We start from the raw sequence: 16821 nt of genomic DNA on the forward strand, positions 1-16821 counted from the left end.
GCAGTCAGGAATCGGATGAGGGTGTTTCCACGGGCGCCGGCAGTTCACGCCAGCGCAACCACTGCCCACAGGCAGAACGCACGCCACGCAGGCTGCGGTGCCACGGCCCCTCGATGCAGACGCCGCGTACCGTCGGGGAGGCGACCTCGACCGTGTCCGGTGCGTCGCCGGGCCGCCGCCGACCATGCCAGCGATCACAGCTGATGCACCGGCGCTCGCTCAAGGGTTGGATCAGGGGCATGGGCACTCGATTTTCAGGTGGGTGGCACCGGTCGATGCCGAGGCGCGACGCTTCTACCAAGACAAGGCCGTACAAAAGGTGAGCGCACGGAAGGCGCATGAAAGCCCCCCGCGAGTTGCAACTTCGACCGACGACCTGTCTTCGACCTCAGCTACCGGTGGCTTGATGGCGTAATCAGGCCGCAATGTGTTGGTCACCTGCCTTTCGAGCGTCGGGCGACGGCGAACGGCGGCTTCTCCGTCCTGCCAACTGGAACTACCGACCCACAAGCGACATTCATACTCTAGGTGGGCCTGCGGCTGGTTTCTGAGTTGACCGGTCCGTCGTTTGCGAAATTCAGTCTGCCGCGTCTGGCCGGTAAGCGACCGCCGGCATCGCGGCTGTCGCTCACCCATCACCGGTTCACACCTCGGTACGCTCCGCCATTTCCAGCGCGTCATCGACCTCGATCCCGAGGTATCGCACGGTACTCTCAATCTTCGTGTGACCGAGTAGCAACTGGACCGCACGCAGGTTCCCCGTGCGACGGTAAATCAACGAAGCCTTCGTCCGCCGCATCGAGTGGGTCCCGTAGGCGCTCGGGTCCAGACCGATTGACGTGACCCAGCCATCGACGATTCTTCCGTACTGCCGCGTCGACAGATGTTCGGACTTATGCAACCGGCTCGGAAACAGGAAGCTCTCGGAACGCAGCTTCGCAGCGCCGATCCAGTTCTTCAGCGCATCGCGCGTCTGCTCGGTGATCTCGAACTGAACAGGACGCTGGGTTTTCTGCTGCATCACCATCGCCCGCGAGGCAACCTGATCGCCATGAGCGACATCACGTACCCGTAGTTTGACCAGATCGCAGCCCCGCAGCTTGCTGTCGATTGCCAGATCGAAGAGCGCGAGGTCGCGCAGGTTTTTTGACAGTTGCAGGCGGACGCGAATCGCCCAGATCTCCTTGAGCTTCAAGGGTGCCTTCTGGCCAACGAGCTTGCCCCTGTTCCAGGGCACATGCGTCGTAGCCGGTATGTTCGTCGTCGTGTTCATGATGAACTCCTCTTCTCGGTTGAAGGGAGTTCCAGTGTGGAACGTAGAGCTTCTCCAGGAGATTCGTCCGGTATTGGTCGAACTGTCGCTGAACCAATGCTGTCGGTCGAGTCATCCGAGGTTCAAGGGCCGCTGCAAAGTGAAGCAGGCGCACCTCGAATGTCATATTTCGGACGTGAAGTTGGTGTCTTGGGCGATTAATGGGTGCCTCGAAAAACCTCTGCTCCGCCCGCCTTTGGTAAAATCACGACGTCCTGAACCCTGCAGCCTGCACCGATGAAACCGCGTAGCGCTATCAAGACTGACCTGTTCGCTGACGAGCATCACCGCAAGAAGATCGACGCGCTGGGCGACCCGCTGACCGACATCGAGTCGCACATCGACTTTGCGTCGTTGGCGGCCGAGGTGGATGAGGTTGCGCCGCGCCCGGTGAGCGCGCAGGGCGGGCGTCCGCCGTACCCGACCGAGACGATGGTACGGATCCTGGTGCTCAAGCGCCTGTACAACCTGTCCGACGAGCAGATGGAGTACCAGTTGCTCGACCGCATGAGCTACAAGCGCTTCTGCGGACTGGCGAACGCGACCCACGTCCCGGACCGCACCACGGTGTGGACCTTCGAGAACCGGATTGGTGAAGCGGGCGCCAAGGCGCTCTTTGACGGTGTCTCGGCGCAGTTGCTGAAGAAGGGTTTCATCGCGCGCGGCGGTCAGATCATCGACGCCACTTTGGTCCCCGCCCCCAAGCAGCACAACAGCCGGGGCGAGAAGGCGCTGATCGAGCACGGTGCGATGCCCGCCGACTGGAAGCCGGCCAAGCGCCGCCAGAAGGACATCGATGCGACCTGGACGAAGAAGCACGGCAAGAACCACTTCGGCTACAAGCTCTCGATCAACGTCGACAAGAAATACAAGATCATTCGCCGAATCGAGACCGACACCGCGAGTACGCACGATAGCCAGCACTTCGACAACGTCTTCGATGCGGGCAACACGAGTCGGGACGTCTATGCCGACCGGGGCTACCCGTCCGAGGCGCGTGAAGCCTGGCTGAAGGAGAACGGCTTTCGTAACCAGATCCAGAGGAAGGGCAAACGCAACAAGCCGCTGACCGAGTGCCAGCAGCGGCGTAACCAGCGCATCGCCAAAACGCGCGCCCGGGTCGAGCATGTCTTTGCCGCCATCGAACAGATGGGCGGCAAGTTGCTGCGTACCATCGGTCGGGCGCGGGCGAACTTTGCGATGACGATGATGGCTGCCTGCTACAACTTGAAGCGGCTGGTCTACTTCCGGAAGGCCGGAATCGAGGCCTTCTGACGCCCGAAATGGGCCGAATCGCCGATGCCTGGGGCGATTCGATGCAAAAACGGGGCAACTCCGCCGAGAAACGCGGTGGTTTGCCAGAGGAATTGGGCCGAAATTGGTCGCCGTCATCATTGCGTCGTGGGATTCACTGAAACCCTCGGGTTATTCGAGGTGCCCTAATGTGAATGCCGGTGGTGGATGTCCGGAAAGTGCGGGTGCTTGTGGAGCAGCGCCTCGTGGCGGTGCCAGTGCTCATGCGGCTGGTCGCCATCCCACTCGAAATCATGTTCGTGCTGGTGATGCTCGTCGTGCGTGTGCCGATGGCCATGCTCCATCAGCTCGTGTACGTGCTCGTGCTCGTGATGCTCGGTGAGGTGTAACCACACCCCCCAGCCCATCAGGGCGGCCGCAATCCAGAATGAGATCGAGGTCGACTCCCCCAGCAGGACCAGCGACACCGCCGCGCCGATGAACGGCGCAGTCGAGAAGTAGGCGCCGGTGCGCGCCGTCCCCAGTCCGCGTAGCGCAAGCACGAAGAGCACCAGGCTGATGCCATAGCCGAGCAGGCCGACGACCAGGGTCCCGAGCAGGACCGAACCGTCCGGCAGGCTCGCGCCGAGCGCAAACGCCAGTCCGACGTTGACCGTGCCCGCCACCGCACCTTTCGCGGCGGCGATGAAGAGCGCATCCGAGGCCGACACGCGGCGCGTCAGGTTGTTGTCGATTGCCCAGCACAGACAGCCGGCGGCGATGGCGAGCGGGCCGATCCAATCGTTCGCCCCCCCTTCGCCACCCGACCAGGACAGCACGACACCCCCGGCGACGATCGCGAACATGCCGAGCACGATGCGGCGGTCGGCGTTCTCCCTGAACACGACCCAGGCGATCACGGCGGTCAGCACCGCTTCGAGGTTGAGCAGCAGCGACGCAGTCGCGCCGCTGGTGCGCGTGAGGCCGAACATCAGCGCGAGCGGGCCGAGCACGCCGCCGAAGAAGATCGCCCCCAGCAGCCACGGCCATTCACCCCTGGCCAGGCCGGACGGCGTCCAGCCACGATCGCGGATCAGGCGCGCGGCAGCCAGCCCGAGCCCGCTGCCAAGGTAGAGCAGGCCAGCCAGCAGCCAGGGCGACATCTCGCCGACCAGCAGCTTGGCGAACGGGGTGCTCGCGCCGAACAGGGCGGCTGCGAGCAGTGCGTGGATAACGTGGATGTTGTTCATTGCCCTTGCCCGGACGGCGTGGCAGCCATCCGGTGGAAACGATAGCCGGAAACGCCCCCACCCGGGACGGGGCGAGGGCGTTACGTTTACAGCACGCGCTCGATCCTGGCGTACTCGCCCTGGGTCTTGAGCGTGACGGTGACGTCGTAGCCGGAGCGGTTGCGCCAGAACCAGCCGTGCTTGCCATCGAACGCGGCGACCAGTTCGCCCTTGCTGCCGAGCTCGTTACGCCCCTTGCCGTAGCCGTGATAGAAGTCCTTCGGCGCGTCGTAGGGGTCGCCATGGGTGTCGAAGTTCACCGGGCCACCGGCGCTCGCCCACTCATAACGAACGCGGTGGTCCTTGTTCATCGTCAGTTTGACTTCGGCGCCCTGACCGGGCTTGAGCGTCACGGTCACCGTATCCTGTCGTGCGGCGGCGGACCCGCGCGCGAGCGCTGCGGGCGGCTGTGCGGCGACCGCGACCGGCGCAGGTGCCGGTGCCGGTGCCGGGACAGACGCCGGTTGGGCAGGAACCGCAGGCGCGACGGCTACGGGCTGTGCGGGCGCCGTTTCTGTGGCAACGCGCTCTTCTGCGCGGGCCTCGGCCGCGAGCGAGATCTTGATCTCGCCCATCGGCGTGAGTCCCAGGGCGCGGCCGATGCCGGTGGGGTCGATGCCGTACTCGGCGGGCAGTACGGTGGTGACGAGGAGCCCGCCGGCGATCAGGGCAGCGAGGGCGGTCGAGCGCAGCAGCCTGCCGGTGGTCGGCAGGTCGGCGCGTTTGGGAAGGTCGGTGTTGTACATGGTGGATGACTCCAGAAATCTCAGGAAACGAAGAGGCCGGTGAGCTGATAACCGATCAGCATGAACCCGGCGCACATCATGGCGACGTTGGCGGTATAGGCGTGCTGGAAGAAGCCGGCGGTACGGCGCCAGAAGCCCATCGCGATCAGGATCGCGCCGAGCGCGAGCAACTGGCCGATCTCCACGCCGACGTTGAACGCCAGCAGGTTGGGCAGCAGGCCATCGCGGGCAATCTCGAACTCCTGGATCTTGGCCGCCAGGCCGAAGCCGTGGAACAGGCCGAAGATCAGCGTCGCCGCCTTGGTGTTGGGCTGCACGCCGAACCAGCGCTGGAAGGCGCCCAGGTTGTCGAGCGCCTTGTAGACCACCGACAGGCCGATGATGGCGTCGATCAGGTAGGCGTTGACGTTCACCCCGGCATAGACGCCGTACAGCATGGTGACCGAGTGCCCGATCGCGAACAGGCTGACGTAAAGCGCGATGTCCTTGAGCTTGTAGAGGAAGAAGATCACCCCGGCGAGGAACAGCAGATGGTCGTAACCGGTGACCATGTGCTTGGCGCCAAGGTAGGTGAAGGGCAGCAGGTGCGTGCCTGAGATCTCCTGGATGTAGCCCTTGTCGCCCTCGGCCACGCCATGGGCGTGCGCGAAAGCGGTCAGGAGCAGGTAGAGCAGCACGCCGGCCATGGCATGCAGCAGCGACCGGGAGCGCGGCAGCACGGCTGCCCGCCCCCGGCTGGGGAAGGTATGGGTCATGGAAGTCTTCCGATGAGGTTTGCTGGGTGAGCCCGGCGCTGCACGCGCGCGGGACTCGACAGGTCAAACGATCAGGAGACGTTTTGGCGGGCGCTCGAGCGTGGCGCAGGGTGCGGGATAGCCGAGGCGACGCTCGTCGGCGATCCACTGATTCGACAGCGGTGGAACACCTGTCGCGTGCGTGGGTGGCACGTTCGGCTTGTCGTGGCTGTGGTCGGCCGGGTTGTGACCGTGTTGGTGGGGCCCGCCCTCGTCCTCGACGTCATCATGGCTATGGCCATGATCGTCCTGATCCGTGCCCGCATTGGCAAACGCATGCGCGTGGGAGGCAGCATGCAACGGATCGTGAGACAGGGAGATCGCACTCGAGAACGCGAACAGCGCATGCGAGAGCATCAGCAGCCCGACCAATCCCCTCGCCAGCGCGCGGGCGATCTCTTGCGAGAAGAAGGATGAGGCGGCAAACACGGTCATGACGGGTCGGTTTCGCGAGGGCTGGGCGCCTTCGGTGATCGGTGCGCCGTTTTATACAGGAGTCCGGCTTGTTGCGGGACATTCGCAACAATCGGAAACGTCAGGGCCGTGCGGAGAATTGCCCCGTCCACGCATGGGTGCAACGCCGCTGCCGCCATCGACCTTGGGGGTGTGGCAACGAGCGCACCGGGTGGGCGTGTGGCACGGTCGGCCGTCATTCTGATGCGGTTTGCGAGGTCGCCCAGGAGGGATGAACTGCGGATATTTGTGATAAGTGAAACTGCAAGTTATAGTGTAAACATTCATCAGCTTGAGAAGCCCGGTTTTGAGCTATCTCGCCCTTTTCGTCAGCCTGCCCACGAAGGCATCGACCGGCCGCATGCGCGTCTGGCGTTCGGTCAAGGCCCTGGGTTGCGCAACGCTGCGCGACGGGGTCTATCTGCTACCCGACTCGGTCGACAGCGCTGCGGTGCTGGACGAGGTGGCCGGGCAAGCGGTGGCGGCCGGGGGGAGCGGCGAGATTTACCGTCTGTCGGGGTGCGACGAGGCACGAGAAGACGCGCTGCGCGCCCTCTTCGACCGGGGCGAGGAGTACGCCAACATCGCCGGGGATATCAAGGACCTCGGGCGGATCCAGGCATCGCTCGACGGCGCCGTCGCCGCGCGCAAGCTCCAAGCGCTCGTGCGCCGCTTCGAGCAGGTGATACGCATCGACTTCTTCCCCGGTGAGGCGCAGCGACAGACCCTGAGCCTGCTCGACGATCTGCGCGATGCGCTCATCCGCCGCATGGCTCCCGACGAACCGACTGCCCGCCAGGCCGACATTCCAAGACGCGCACGCGCCGACTATCAGGGCCGCATCTGGGCCACGCGCGCACGTCCGTGGGTGGACCGGCTGGCCACGGCCTGGCTCATCCGCCGCTTCATCGACCCGAAGGCCCGCATCGTCTGGCTGGCGAGTCCCCGCGACTGCCAGGCCGACTGGCTCGGCTTCGATTTCGACGGCGCGACGTTCAGCCACGTGGGCGCCCGGGTCACATTCGAGACCTTGCTGGCCAGCTTCGGGCTGGAGGCGGAGCCCGCGCTGCTGCGGCTGGGCGAGCTGGTGCATTGCCTGGACGCCGGCGGGCTGCCGGTGCCGGAGGCGCCAGGCATCGAAGCGCTGCTCGCCGGCTTGCGGGCATCCGAGCCCGACGACGACGTGCTGCTCGGCCGTGCGTGCGAGATCTTCGACTGGCTGCTGCAGAACTACAAGGACAAGACCACGTGAACACCTCGCCCCCAACCCAGGCGCGACCTGCCCACCCCTCTTTCCGCGAGGCCTTCCTCTACTGGCTCACGCTCGGCTTCATCAGCTTCGGCGGCCCCGCCGGGCAGATCGCGATCATGCACCAGGAGCTGGTGGAAAAACGGCGCTGGATTTCCGAGCACCGTTTCCTGCATGCGCTCAACTACTGCATGCTGCTGCCCGGTCCCGAGGCGCAGCAGCTCGCCATCTACATCGGCTGGCTGCTGCATCGCACCTGGGGCGGCATCGTCGCCGGCGTCCTGTTCGTGCTGCCCTCGCTTTTCATCCTCGCGGCGCTCACCTACGTCTATCTGGCTTTCGGCGACCTGACCTTCGTGCAGGGGGTGTTCAACGGCATCAAGCCGGCGGTGGTGGCCATCGTCGTCTTCGCCGCCTGGCGCATCGGGTCGCGGGCCTTGAAGAACAATGTGCTGTGGGCGCTGGCGGCAGCGTCCTTCGTCGCCATCTTCGTCTTCGGCGTCCCCTTTCCCTACATCGTGCTCGTGGCCGGCATCCTGGGATACATCGGCGGCCAGGTGATGCCGGGAAAGTTCCGGGTAGGTGGCGGGCACAGGCCCAGCGACAAGGACTACGGCCCGGCGCTCATCGACGACGACACCCCTCCGATGGCCCACACCCGGTTCCGCTGGTCCTACCTGCTCACCCTGCTGATCGCGAGTCTGGCACTCTGGGTCGGGGCCATGGCGATGCTGGCGGATCCCGTGCTGCGGGACATGGGCGAGTTCTTCACCAAGGCAGCGCTGCTGACCTTCGGCGGCGCCTATGCGGTGCTGCCCTACGTCTATCAGGGCGGCGTCGAGACCTATGGCTGGTTGACCGGCACGCAGATGATCGATGGCCTGGCGCTCGGTGAGACCACACCGGGGCCACTGATCATGGTGGTGTCCTTCGTCGGCTTCGTGGGCGCCTGGACCAAGGAGATCTTCGGGCCGGATGCGCTGGCGCTCGCCGGCATGGCCGGCGCCACGGTGGCCACCTTCTTCACCTTCCTGCCCAGTTTCGTGTTCATCCTGGCAGGCGCTCCGCTGGTGGAATCCACCCACGGCGACCTCAAATTCACCGCGCCGCTCACCGGCATCACCGCCGCCGTGGTGGGCGTGGTGCTCAACCTGGCCCTGTTCTTCGGCTGGCATGTGATCTTCCCCCGGGCGACCGAAGCCGCGCCGTTCTCCGGTGGCTTCGAGTGGTTCTACGCGCTGATCTCCGTGGCGGCCTTCATCGCGCTGTGGAAGTACAAGCAGGACATCATGAAGGTGATCGCCGCCTGCGCCGCCATCGGCCTTGTCTTCACCTACCTGCGCTGAGGGCTTCGGCGACTTTCCAAGGCTGGAGGGCTGAACATGAGAAGGAGCGCCCGGGAACGCCCGAACAAACACGGCGCACAGGGATTGCGCTGAACATGCGCACCTGCCCGCCAGGCCCGCAGTGATGCTGCTCCCCGCCGGCGCCGCGCCCGAGGCGCGCCTGTTGCTGCTGGGGCGGGCGCTACGGGCGTTCACCGATGGCTTCGTCGCCATCCTGCTGCCGGTCTATCTGCTCGCGCTCGGGCTCGGCCAGTGGGAGGTCGGGCTGATCAGCTCCGCCACCTTGCTCGGATCCGCGCTCGCGACCCTGGCGGTCGGGCACTGGGGCCATCGCTTCACCCAGCGCCGCTTGTTGCTGGCTGCTGCCGGACTGATGACCGCGACCGGTCTCCTGCTGGCCGGCCTCGGTGGCATGGGTGGCATTGGCGCATTCTGGCCGCTGCTGATCGTCGCCTTCGTCGGCACGATGAACCCCAGCTCCGGCGACGTCAGCGTGTTCCTGCCGCTGGAGCACGCCCGGCTGGCGGCGTCGGCGCAGGGCGAGGCGCGCACCTTCCTCTTCGCACGCTACACCTTCGTTGGCGCGTGCTGTGCGGCCCTGGGTTCGCTGGCGACGGCTTTCCCTCAGGTCCTGACGACGGCCGGCGTATCCCAGCTCGACGCGCTGCGCCTCATGTTCGTCGCCTACGGGCTCGCCGGCGTGGCGATCTTCTTCCTGTATCGCGCATTGCCGGACGCGTCCGGACAAGGCCAGGCCGGACCGCCCGAAGCCCTGGGGTCGTCGCGCGGCGTCGTGATCAAGCTGGCGGCGCTGTTCTCGGTTGACGCCTTCGCCGGCGGCTTGATCGTCAATACCTTGCTCGCGCTCTGGCTGTTCGAGCGCTTCGAGCTCTCGCTCGCCGCCGCCGGCCAGTTCTTCTTCTGGGCGGGGCTGCTTTCGGCGGCCTCGCAACTCGCCGCGCCCTGGGTGGCACGCCACATCGGTCTGATCAACACCATGGTGTTCACCCACATTCCGTCGAGCGTCTGTCTGATTCTGGCGGCCTTCGCCGAGAGCCTGCCGGTGGCGCTCGCGCTACTGTTCGTGCGCAGCGCCCTGTCGCAGATGGACGTGCCGACGCGTTCGGCCTTCGTCATGGCGGTGGTCACGCCGCAGGAGCGCGCTGCGGCCACAAGCTTCACCGCCGTGCCCAGGAGTCTCGCGGCTGCGGCAAGCCCGGCGATCGGTGGCGCGCTGTTCGCCGCCGGATGGCTCGCGACACCGCTGGTGGCCTGCGGGCTGCTCAAGATAACCTATGACCTGATGCTGTGGCGCACGTTTCGGCGATCCGAGGCAGCGTCCTGCGAGGGAAAACACGACAAAGGTGCGCTCTAGCCTGTCGCAGCAGGGGACCGAACGACGCGTGTTGAGCTCAGTCGTGCCCCAGACGGATTGCGTCTCTTTCATCTGCCGGATACCTTACACCCCTATTGTATTTATCGCTAAGCCATGAGCCATACCGTTCGTGACAAATCGAAGCTACTCGCGCGGGTCCGCCGCATGAGCGGGCAGATGGAGGCGCTCGAGCGCGCCCTCCATGCCGACAAGGGCTGCGCCGAGATCCTGCACCAGATTGCTGCGGTACGCGGCGCCATCAACGGACTGATGGCGGAAGTCCTCGAGGAGCACGTCCGCACGCACGTGGCCGACCCCGCGATCACCAGCGACGCAGAGCGCATGCTGGGGGCCGAGGAACTGATCGCCGTGCTGCGCACCTATATCAAATGAGAACCGCCATGCATCTGGAGAACCTGTCCAACTGGACTCATGAGCACGTCTTCGATAACGGCAACACTGCTGCCGAACGCAGCACGTGGCTCGTGATGTGGATCACTGCGGTGACGATGGTGATCGAGATCGGTGCGGGCTGGTGGTTCAATTCCATGGCCTTGCTGGCCGATGGTTGGCACATGAGTTCGCACGCCTTCGCGATCGGCGTTTCAGCGCTGGCCTACGCTGCCGCCCGGCGCTACGCGACCGATCCACGCTTCGCGTTCGGCACCTGGAAGATCGAGATCCTGGGCGGCTTCGCGAGCGCCATCTTCCTGCTCGGCGTCGCGGTGATGATGGTGGTCGGATCGGTAGAGCGCATCTTCTCGCCGCAACCCATCCAGTACCGCGAAGCAATATTGGTCGCCATCCTCGGGCTGGCGGTGAATGTGGTGTGCGCACTGATTCTCGGCAAGGCGCACCATCACGATCATGGTCATTCACACGACCATCATCAGCACCACGCTCATGATCACGGCGATCATCACGATCTCAACCTGAAATCCGCCTATCTTCATGTCATCGCCGATGCGGCGACTTCGATACTGGCCATCGTCGCCCTGCTCGGCGGTTGGATCTACGGCTGGGGATGGCTGGATCCGGTCATGGGGATCCTCGGTGCGGTGCTGGTCGCCATCTGGGCCAAAGGCCTGATCATCGCCACCAGCAAGGTGCTGCTCGACCGCGAGATGGATCACCCGGTGGTCGATGAAATCCGTGACGTCGTCGAGAGCGCGAGCGCTTCAGGAGATACCCGGCTCGTCGATCTGCACGTCTGGCGTGTCGGCAAGCGGTCATATTCGTGTGCGCTGTCGGTGGTCACTCGCGACCCCACGCTGACGCCCGCGCGCGTGCGGGGCCGTTTGGCGGTGCACGAGGAGATCGCCCATTCGACGATCGAGATCCATCGCTGTCCCGACCACACCGTCTGTCCTGTTGACACGCGTGCCGAACAGGCGCGAGCGCCAGGCGGGGCGCTGGTTCGGTGCTCCGCGCAGTCCGAATCACTTTTGGCCGTCGCGAGACAGGCAAGGCCGGCTACCCCGACATCCGACTCCTGACCGGGGTCGTCGCTCATCGGGTGGCCGGGGGGAACACCGAGCGGGCCTGCTCGCTGACCGCCCGCGCTGCCGGATGAGACAGGCGTCGCTCAACGGAGATCAGAAAGAAGCGCTCGCGAATCTCGCCCGTCTCGCCCACGCAATCAAGGCAGTAATGCGCCGTCACATCGGCGACGCTTGCCGCAGGCACCGGAAAAACCCCTGCACCCGCCTCGCCGAAGGCCTTCATCAAGGCGCTGTCGGCGAACTCACCGACGACATGGACGCGAAGTCCTTGCCGCTCGAGCCAGCGTGACAAGGCTACGTGAAGCGCGCTGTCTCTACCCGGGAGCAGCAGGGGCGCGCCATCGAGGTTCATCGGGAAATCCTGTCCCAGCCTCGCCGCAAGAGCGGGTGCGGCGAGAAAGGCGATGCCAGATTCGCCGAGGGGGTGACTGTAGCCACGAATCTCGGTTCCGGGCGGCATCGGACGGTCGGCGAGCACGATATCGAGGCGATGCATCGCCAACTCGGCCAGCAAGCGATCGAGCCGATCCTCCTCGCAGACGAGTCGCACGGGCTCTGGCAGCGACAACACCGGGGACAGGAAGCGGCAGGCAGCGAACTTCGGCACCACATCCGAAATCCCCACCCGAAAGGTGATGAAACGCTCCTCCACACCGCCACGGAGTACGTCTTCAAGCTCACTGCCGGCCTGGAAAATTTCCTCCGCGTAGGACAGGGCGAGGCGCCCCGCCTTCGTCAATTCGAGCCGCCGTCCGACGCGGTTGAACAGCGCGACGCCGAGACGCTCCTCGAACTGCGTGAGCTGCCCAGAAAGCGTCTGTGGCGTCAGATGTAAGCGCTCAGCCGCACGCACCACGCTGCCAGCGCGGGCAATAGACCGAAAATAATGTAGATGTTTGTAGTTGAGCATGCTCTGGAGATACTCCGTACATTCGATTTTTTCGATGATAAGTCAGATTTCTATCTGCTTGTCGCGAGTATCGTCAGACCCCACACTTGGTCTCGCGATTCTGCTCAATGGAGGCTTTATGAACATTCAGATCCACGCAAAGGACTTTCCCATGACCGATGCGCTGCGCGAGCATGTGGTTCGGCGTCTTGCGTACGCGCTGAATCACGGGCAAGACGTTCTGTCACGCGCGGTGGTGCGCCTGTCGGACGTCAACGGCAACCGTGGCGGCGTCGACAAGAGCTGCTCGATCGAGTTGCGACTGAAGGGAGCGGCAGATGTGATCGTCGAGGATGTGCAGGACGATCTTTATGTGGCAATCGACCGAGCATCCGAACGCACTGGCCGCCTGCTCGACCGCAGGCTCGACCAGCTACGCGAGCACGCGAGAGTGACGCATCGCGACCGCGAGTCCCTCGTGGTTGGCAACCCTGACTGACTCCCCGGAGACGACAATGCAAAGGATGCTCTGGCTTGGAGTGCTTCAAAGTGCCACCTCCGGTTTGCTGCGCAGGCGGCGCTTGTTGATCGGCATCGCCGGCGGTGGGTTGGTCTTGTTAGCTTTGCTGGCCTGGGCGGGGATTGCGCTCCTGGGTTGGATGTGGGGCGCGGCGCAACCGCTGCTCGGATCCGCCCCTGAGCTTGCGCGGTCAGTTACGGCCCAGGTGGAGCAGATTTCTCCGCGGGTCGCCGAGACGCTGCGCGAGGTGGTCCCAAGCGCCGCTGCCACGGCTTCACCAAAGCAAGACGTGTCGGGGAGCGATATCGGCCCGGTGAGTCGCTTTCCCGGTCTGGTCCGCACCGAGTGGCATCGCGATGGCTCTCGCATCACCGTGCGCTACCAAGGCAGCGCGAACTATGCTTCAGTGCTTGATCACTACCGCACCGGCTTTGTTGCGAATGGTTTCACTCAAGAGGTGCTGTCGGCGTCAACGGTAACTGAGAGGCATACATTCACAAAAAGTGACGAGCAGATCGAATTCGCGATCGAGCGCAGCGAAGACGGGACGGTTGCAGTGACACTGGTCACCGTCGACGCCTCGCGTCCGAGTGCGCAGCGAACCGCCTGGATGACCTGAAGCTCGCGCGTTCGCGTCACATCGCGCGATCGGCCGAACTACCATGGTCGGCCGATCGCGCCACGCCACGGAGCCGGCCCATCATCCTGGCGACCGAAAGACGGGTTCGGATCACAGTGACAATCGAAGCGATGCTCGGTCACTTGGTCATTCGCGGCTTCAAACGCTGCGATTTGCCGGATATCGTTGCTAATCCAGTTGCGCATTGAATGCCCGCCAGATTTCCCGGAACACTGCCTGCTCGACCTTCAGTCGCAATGCATTCGGGCAGACTATCCGGATGATGAGCATGAGATGCTGGGGATCTCCGAAATCCCAGAGCACCTTAATCCGGCCAGACGAGTAGGAGATGAAGTCTTCGTTCGCGAGTTTTCGGAAGTGGGTTTCTGCCTGCTCTTGCCACTCACGGGTTGCAAGCTCTGCGGCCGCTCTGCCGGCTTCTTCGATGCCGTCAAGATCGCGCACGCTCTGCGCCGGAAGGGGAACTTTCACGGCTCTGTGCCGTTTCCAGTGGAAATTGACTTCTCAACAAACATGACCCTCGGTGGTACAACCGCCCGACACTGACGCCGACCTCGCGCCCGATGAACACCCAGATCGAAGCTCTCTTCACCACCGCACTTGGCCTGCAGCCGCCCTGGTACGTCGCCAAGGTCGAGCTCAACACAGCCAAGCGGCGGATCGACTTCGAGGTCGAGCACACCGGCGCTCGTGCTACGTGTCCGGCGTGTGGGGCCGAGCCCCAGTTGATCCACGACCGGGTCCGGCGTAGCTGGCGTCACCTGGATTTCTTTCAGTTCGAAGCGTGGCTGCATGCCGCGATTCCGCGCGTTCAGTGCAACGGCTGCGGCAAGACCACGCAGCTGCCGGTGCCGTGGGCGCGTGAGGGGAGCGGCTTTACCCTGCTGTTCGAGGCGCTGAGTCTGTCGCTGTGCCGAGAGATGCCGGTGCGCCAGGCGGCCAACCAGTTGCGGGTTGCCCCGAAGCGCCTGTGGCGCCGCGTGCGCCATTACGTCGAGGTGGCCCGTGCCAAAGACGACATGTCGTGCGTGCGCTACGTCGGGATCGACGAGACCAGCGTCAAGCGTGGTCACGAGTACATCACCGTCGTGCATGACCTTGAAGCCAAGCGCTTGCTGTTTGCCACCCCGGGGCGCGATCACGCTACGTTGCAGGTCTTTGCCCAGGACATGCGTGCGCACGGCGGCGATCCGCTGACCATTGAGCACGCGTGTATCGACATGAGCGCGGCCTACGCCAAGGGAGTCGACCAGTCGCTGCCCAATGCCCGGATCAGCTACGACCGCTTTCATGTCGTGGCGCTGGCCAACGCGGCGATGGACGAGGTGCGTCGCGAAGAGATGCGTAGCTCGGCGGCAGCGGTGCGCGAAGCGGTCGGCGCACAGAGCAAGAAGACGCTGCGTCAGCTGCTGTGGGGGATGCGCAAGAACCCGGTGAGCTGGACCCGTGCCCAGTTCGAGGCGATGCACTGGCTGCAACGCTCGAATCTGAAGAGCGCGCGTGCGTGGCGCCTGAAGCAGGCACTGCGGCTGGTCTATCGCGATGCAGCCGCGAGCAACAGCGAGGAGATCGCGCAAGGTGCCATGAGCAAATGGCTGAGCTGGGCGCGCCGCAGCCGCCTGGAGCCCTTCAAGCGGCTGGCCCTCACCCTGAAGGAGCACCTCGGCGGCGTCGTGCGCGGCATGCTCGACGGACGCAGCAACGCCTACGTTGAAGCGATGAACGGCCTGCTCCAACAGACGAAGACCGCCGCCCGAGGCTTCCGCAACATCGAGAACTTCATCGCCATGGCCTACCTGCGAATGTCCAAGCTCAAGCATCTACCGCAGAACCCCCTGGTGCCGGCCGTCGCCCGCGACTACGGGCGCTACCGTCATGTTTGTTGAGAAGTCAATTTCCACTGGAAACGGCATAGAGCCACTTTCATCAGGTGCAGCACGAAATCGCCGGTCGGCGATACGTTCTTGATCGGTGTCGTCAGCAGCAAGCCGTTAGGAAACTCGACGATCTTGCCGGTGACCTGGCCCGCATGACCATGCTCCGCCAAGGTGGTCGCGAACATGTCGATGTCGATGACCTGGCCGCTGAACAGGCTCGCCTCGATCAGGTCTCCGACCTTGAAAGGTCGGACGAGCGTCAGATAGAGGTAGCCGAGTACGCACATCAGCAATTCCTTGCTGACGATCAGCATGGCACCCGCGACCGCAGCCAGTGACAGCGCGAAGCCCGCGATCTTTGACGCCCAGACCGAGATGATGACGAACAGCACGACGAACCAGATTGTGTTGCGGACCCAAACCAGATGAATCCGGCGCTTCTCGTTCGAGATCACCCCCCCACGCGCCAAGTAGCGAACCCAGAGGTGCGTGAGGGCCAGGCCGACCAAGACCAGAAGGACAGTCGCGATCACCCGCTCCCATTGACCGGGGATGGCAATGAAGATGCGCTCGAGGCTATCGATTGGCACGTGTCATCCCTGTAGGCGGGCAATCTGCCCAACGATCCAGTCCAGCAGAGGGATCACCACCATTTCTGTCGCTTGCCCGTCATTGTCTTTGCTTGTATTCATGCCTTCTCCAAGCCTTTTCGCCTTCGATCATCACAAAAATGACGAGACCGACCACGACGATCCGCCCCCAGTCCCAGGGCAATCGCACCGACTGCGCATAAGCCAATGCAATAACTCGTTAACTTTCATGGTAACCGGTCACTGAGCGGCGTTCTTTGCCCGCCCGCGCCCACGCGGAACAATCCCTCCCACATTCATCAGGGAGGAGCCGGCAGTGACCAGGGCGACAGCGACCAACAACAAGTGGCGGCGGCGTTGCCGCCAGGAGTGGGAAACCGTCTTTGCGCGGTTTGCCGCGAGCGGCCTGGGGATCGAGCCGTTCTGCGCCCGCGAGGGGCTCAGCGAGTCGAGCTTCCGGCGCTGGCGTAGCCTGCTGGGCGAGCCGAGTACGCAGCCTGCCGCGCCGGCGATGGAGGCCACTGGCTTCGTCGACGCCGGCACGCTCAAACTCGGCGGCACCGGTCGCCTCGAACTGCGGCTCGATCTGGGCGACGGCGTGATCCTTCACCTGTCGCGCGGCTGATGTTCTTCCCCGAAGGCGCGGTCCGGGTCCATGTCTATGGCCGCCCGGTCGACATGCGCAAATCCTTCGACGGCCTGTACGCGCTCACACGCCAGGCGCTCGGCTGCGATCCGCTGTCGGGCGAGCTGTTCGTGTTCATCAACCGACGCGGCACGCAGATGAAGGTGCTGTACTGGGATCGCACCGGATTCTGCGTGTGGGCCAAGCGCCTCGAGCAGGGGCGTTTCGTGTCGAACTGGGCGCAGGTCCGCACGCGCCAGATGGACTGGACCGGGCTCAAGCTCTTGCTCGAAGGCATCGAGCCGGCCCGCTACAAGCGCCGTTTCAGATTGCCCCAGAACGCCGTGAAACCCGCATGAATGCTGGGCTCTACGGTAAAAT

General features: G+C 64.3%; 19 protein-coding genes. 11 read left to right on the forward strand and 8 right to left on the reverse strand.

Going from position 1 to position 16821, the window contains the following annotated elements; all coding sequences use genetic code 11:
• Positions 1–643: 643 nt before the first annotated feature.
• Entirely contained in the window at positions 644–1273 is a 630-nt protein-coding gene (locus LQF09_RS16365) for a tyrosine-type recombinase/integrase (protein ID WP_270068458.1), read from the reverse strand.
• 276 nt (positions 1274–1549) lie between these two features.
• Here LQF09_RS16365 and LQF09_RS16370 point away from each other — a divergent pair, with 276 nt between their 5' ends.
• Positions 1550–2587 (forward strand): IS5 family transposase, encoded by a 1038-nt coding sequence (locus LQF09_RS16370; protein WP_041105710.1) that lies wholly within the window; start codon positions 1550–1552, stop codon positions 2585–2587.
• 164 nt (positions 2588–2751) lie between these two features.
• On the opposite strand, the gene LQF09_RS16375 is transcribed toward LQF09_RS16370, so the two are convergent.
• From LQF09_RS16375 to LQF09_RS16390, 4 genes are all read right to left on the reverse strand, one after another.
• Positions 2752–3795 (reverse strand): DMT family transporter, encoded by a 1044-nt coding sequence (locus LQF09_RS16375; RefSeq protein WP_270068459.1) that lies wholly within the window; start codon positions 3793–3795, stop codon positions 2752–2754.
• An 86-nt stretch (positions 3796–3881) separates the two neighbouring features.
• Entirely contained in the window at positions 3882–4580 is a 699-nt protein-coding gene (locus LQF09_RS16380) for a transmembrane anchor protein (RefSeq protein WP_270068460.1), read from the reverse strand.
• Positions 4581–4600: 20 nt separating this feature from the next.
• Positions 4601–5335 carry a HupE/UreJ family protein gene (locus tag LQF09_RS16385; RefSeq protein ID WP_270068461.1) on the reverse strand — a complete coding sequence of 245 codons (735 nt, stop codon included), beginning with the start codon at positions 5333–5335 and terminating at the stop codon, positions 4601–4603.
• A gap of 63 nt (positions 5336–5398) precedes the next feature.
• Positions 5399–5809: a hypothetical protein gene (locus LQF09_RS16390; protein WP_270068462.1), complete on the reverse strand. Its 411-nt coding sequence runs from the start codon at positions 5807–5809 to the stop codon at positions 5399–5401.
• 325 nt (positions 5810–6134) lie between these two features.
• Between LQF09_RS16390 and LQF09_RS16395 the strand changes: the two genes are divergently transcribed.
• The 5 genes from LQF09_RS16395 to dmeF all read left to right on the forward strand — a co-directional run bounded on the left by LQF09_RS16395 (position 6135) and on the right by dmeF (position 11293).
• A complete protein-coding gene (locus LQF09_RS16395) occupies positions 6135–7079 on the forward strand; it encodes a chromate resistance protein ChrB domain-containing protein (protein WP_270068463.1) in 945 nt (314 codons plus the stop codon).
• Complete coding sequence (gene chrA / locus LQF09_RS16400) at positions 7076–8422, forward strand: chromate efflux transporter (RefSeq protein WP_270068464.1); 1347 nt, start codon at positions 7076–7078, stop codon at positions 8420–8422. Before LQF09_RS16395 ends, chrA begins: the two co-directional genes overlap by 4 nt.
• Positions 8423–8546: 124 nt before the next feature.
• Positions 8547–9797, forward strand: coding sequence for an MFS transporter (locus tag LQF09_RS16405; protein ID WP_270068465.1), 1251 nt, complete (start codon positions 8547–8549; stop codon positions 9795–9797).
• A 114-nt stretch (positions 9798–9911) separates the two neighbouring features.
• Complete coding sequence (locus tag LQF09_RS16410; protein ID WP_270068466.1) at positions 9912–10190, forward strand: metal/formaldehyde-sensitive transcriptional repressor; 279 nt, start codon at positions 9912–9914, stop codon at positions 10188–10190.
• An 8-nt stretch (positions 10191–10198) separates the two neighbouring features.
• Positions 10199–11293 (forward strand): CDF family Co(II)/Ni(II) efflux transporter DmeF, encoded by a 1095-nt coding sequence (gene dmeF / locus LQF09_RS16415; protein ID WP_270068467.1) that lies wholly within the window; start codon positions 10199–10201, stop codon positions 11291–11293.
• A 13-nt stretch (positions 11294–11306) separates the two neighbouring features.
• Here dmeF and nhaR read toward each other — a convergent pair whose 3' ends face one another.
• Entirely contained in the window at positions 11307–12209 is a 903-nt protein-coding gene (gene nhaR / locus LQF09_RS16420) for a transcriptional activator NhaR (RefSeq protein WP_270068468.1), read from the reverse strand.
• A gap of 118 nt (positions 12210–12327) precedes the next feature.
• On the opposite strand from nhaR, the gene LQF09_RS16425 reads away from it, so the two are divergent.
• Together LQF09_RS16425 and LQF09_RS16430 are read left to right on the forward strand one after the other, a co-directional pair.
• Positions 12328–12687: an HPF/RaiA family ribosome-associated protein gene (locus tag LQF09_RS16425; protein ID WP_270068469.1), complete on the forward strand. Its 360-nt coding sequence runs from the start codon at positions 12328–12330 to the stop codon at positions 12685–12687.
• Between the two features lie 16 nt (positions 12688–12703).
• A complete protein-coding gene (locus LQF09_RS16430) occupies positions 12704–13327 on the forward strand; it encodes a hypothetical protein (RefSeq protein ID WP_270068470.1) in 624 nt (207 codons plus the stop codon).
• A 189-nt stretch (positions 13328–13516) separates the two neighbouring features.
• Here the strand turns inward: LQF09_RS16430 and LQF09_RS16435 are convergent, their stop codons facing one another.
• Positions 13517–13819, reverse strand: coding sequence for a hypothetical protein (locus LQF09_RS16435; protein ID WP_270068471.1), 303 nt, complete (start codon positions 13817–13819; stop codon positions 13517–13519).
• 92 nt (positions 13820–13911) lie between these two features.
• Here LQF09_RS16435 and LQF09_RS16440 point away from each other — a divergent pair, with 92 nt between their 5' ends.
• Entirely contained in the window at positions 13912–15234 is a 1323-nt protein-coding gene (locus LQF09_RS16440) for an ISL3-like element ISIde1 family transposase (RefSeq protein WP_270067959.1), read from the forward strand.
• Here LQF09_RS16440 and LQF09_RS16445 read toward each other — a convergent pair.
• Positions 15222–15815, reverse strand: a complete 594-nt coding sequence (locus LQF09_RS16445) for a mechanosensitive ion channel domain-containing protein (protein ID WP_270068472.1) — start codon at positions 15813–15815, stop codon at positions 15222–15224. The two genes, LQF09_RS16440 and LQF09_RS16445, sit on opposite strands and share 13 nt — an antisense overlap.
• 316 nt (positions 15816–16131) lie before the next feature.
• Between LQF09_RS16445 and tnpA the strand changes: the two genes are divergently transcribed.
• Positions 16132–16440, forward strand: coding sequence for an IS66 family insertion sequence element accessory protein TnpA (tnpA, locus tag LQF09_RS16450; protein ID WP_270068473.1), 309 nt, complete (start codon positions 16132–16134; stop codon positions 16438–16440).
• Positions 16440–16799 carry an IS66 family insertion sequence element accessory protein TnpB gene (gene tnpB / locus LQF09_RS16455; protein WP_270068474.1) on the forward strand — a complete coding sequence of 120 codons (360 nt, stop codon included), beginning with the start codon at positions 16440–16442 and terminating at the stop codon, positions 16797–16799. The genes tnpA and tnpB overlap by 1 nt, the downstream gene beginning before the upstream one ends.
• The last annotated feature ends 22 nt before the right edge of the window (positions 16800–16821 follow it).

The organism is Thauera sp. WB-2 (assembly GCF_027594845.1).
GTDB lineage: Bacteria > Pseudomonadota > Gammaproteobacteria > Burkholderiales > Rhodocyclaceae > Thauera > Thauera mechernichensis.

Excerpts from the sequence above, each read along its gene's own strand:
- LQF09_RS16365 (WP_270068458.1), bottom strand. The coding sequence starts at position 1,273 with ATGAACACGACGACGAACATACCGGCTACGACGCATGTGCCCTGGAAC.
- LQF09_RS16370 (WP_041105710.1), top strand. The coding sequence starts at position 1,550 with ATGAAACCGCGTAGCGCTATCAAGACTGACCTGTTCGCTGACGAGCAT.
- LQF09_RS16375 (WP_270068459.1), bottom strand. The coding sequence starts at position 3,795 with ATGAACAACATCCACGTTATCCACGCACTGCTCGCAGCCGCCCTGTTC.
- LQF09_RS16380 (WP_270068460.1), bottom strand. The coding sequence starts at position 4,580 with ATGTACAACACCGACCTTCCCAAACGCGCCGACCTGCCGACCACCGGC.
- LQF09_RS16385 (WP_270068461.1), bottom strand. The coding sequence starts at position 5,335 with ATGACCCATACCTTCCCCAGCCGGGGGCGGGCAGCCGTGCTGCCGCGC.
- LQF09_RS16390 (WP_270068462.1), bottom strand. The coding sequence starts at position 5,809 with ATGACCGTGTTTGCCGCCTCATCCTTCTTCTCGCAAGAGATCGCCCGC.
- LQF09_RS16405 (WP_270068465.1), top strand. The coding sequence starts at position 8,547 with ATGCTGCTCCCCGCCGGCGCCGCGCCCGAGGCGCGCCTGTTGCTGCTG.
- LQF09_RS16410 (WP_270068466.1), top strand. The coding sequence starts at position 9,912 with ATGAGCCATACCGTTCGTGACAAATCGAAGCTACTCGCGCGGGTCCGC.
- dmeF (WP_270068467.1), top strand. The coding sequence starts at position 10,199 with ATGCATCTGGAGAACCTGTCCAACTGGACTCATGAGCACGTCTTCGAT.
- nhaR (WP_270068468.1), bottom strand. The coding sequence starts at position 12,209 with ATGCTCAACTACAAACATCTACATTATTTTCGGTCTATTGCCCGCGCT.
- LQF09_RS16425 (WP_270068469.1), top strand. The coding sequence starts at position 12,328 with ATGAACATTCAGATCCACGCAAAGGACTTTCCCATGACCGATGCGCTG.
- LQF09_RS16430 (WP_270068470.1), top strand. The coding sequence starts at position 12,704 with ATGCAAAGGATGCTCTGGCTTGGAGTGCTTCAAAGTGCCACCTCCGGT.
- LQF09_RS16440 (WP_270067959.1), top strand. The coding sequence starts at position 13,912 with ATGAACACCCAGATCGAAGCTCTCTTCACCACCGCACTTGGCCTGCAG.
- tnpB (WP_270068474.1), top strand. The coding sequence starts at position 16,440 with ATGTTCTTCCCCGAAGGCGCGGTCCGGGTCCATGTCTATGGCCGCCCG.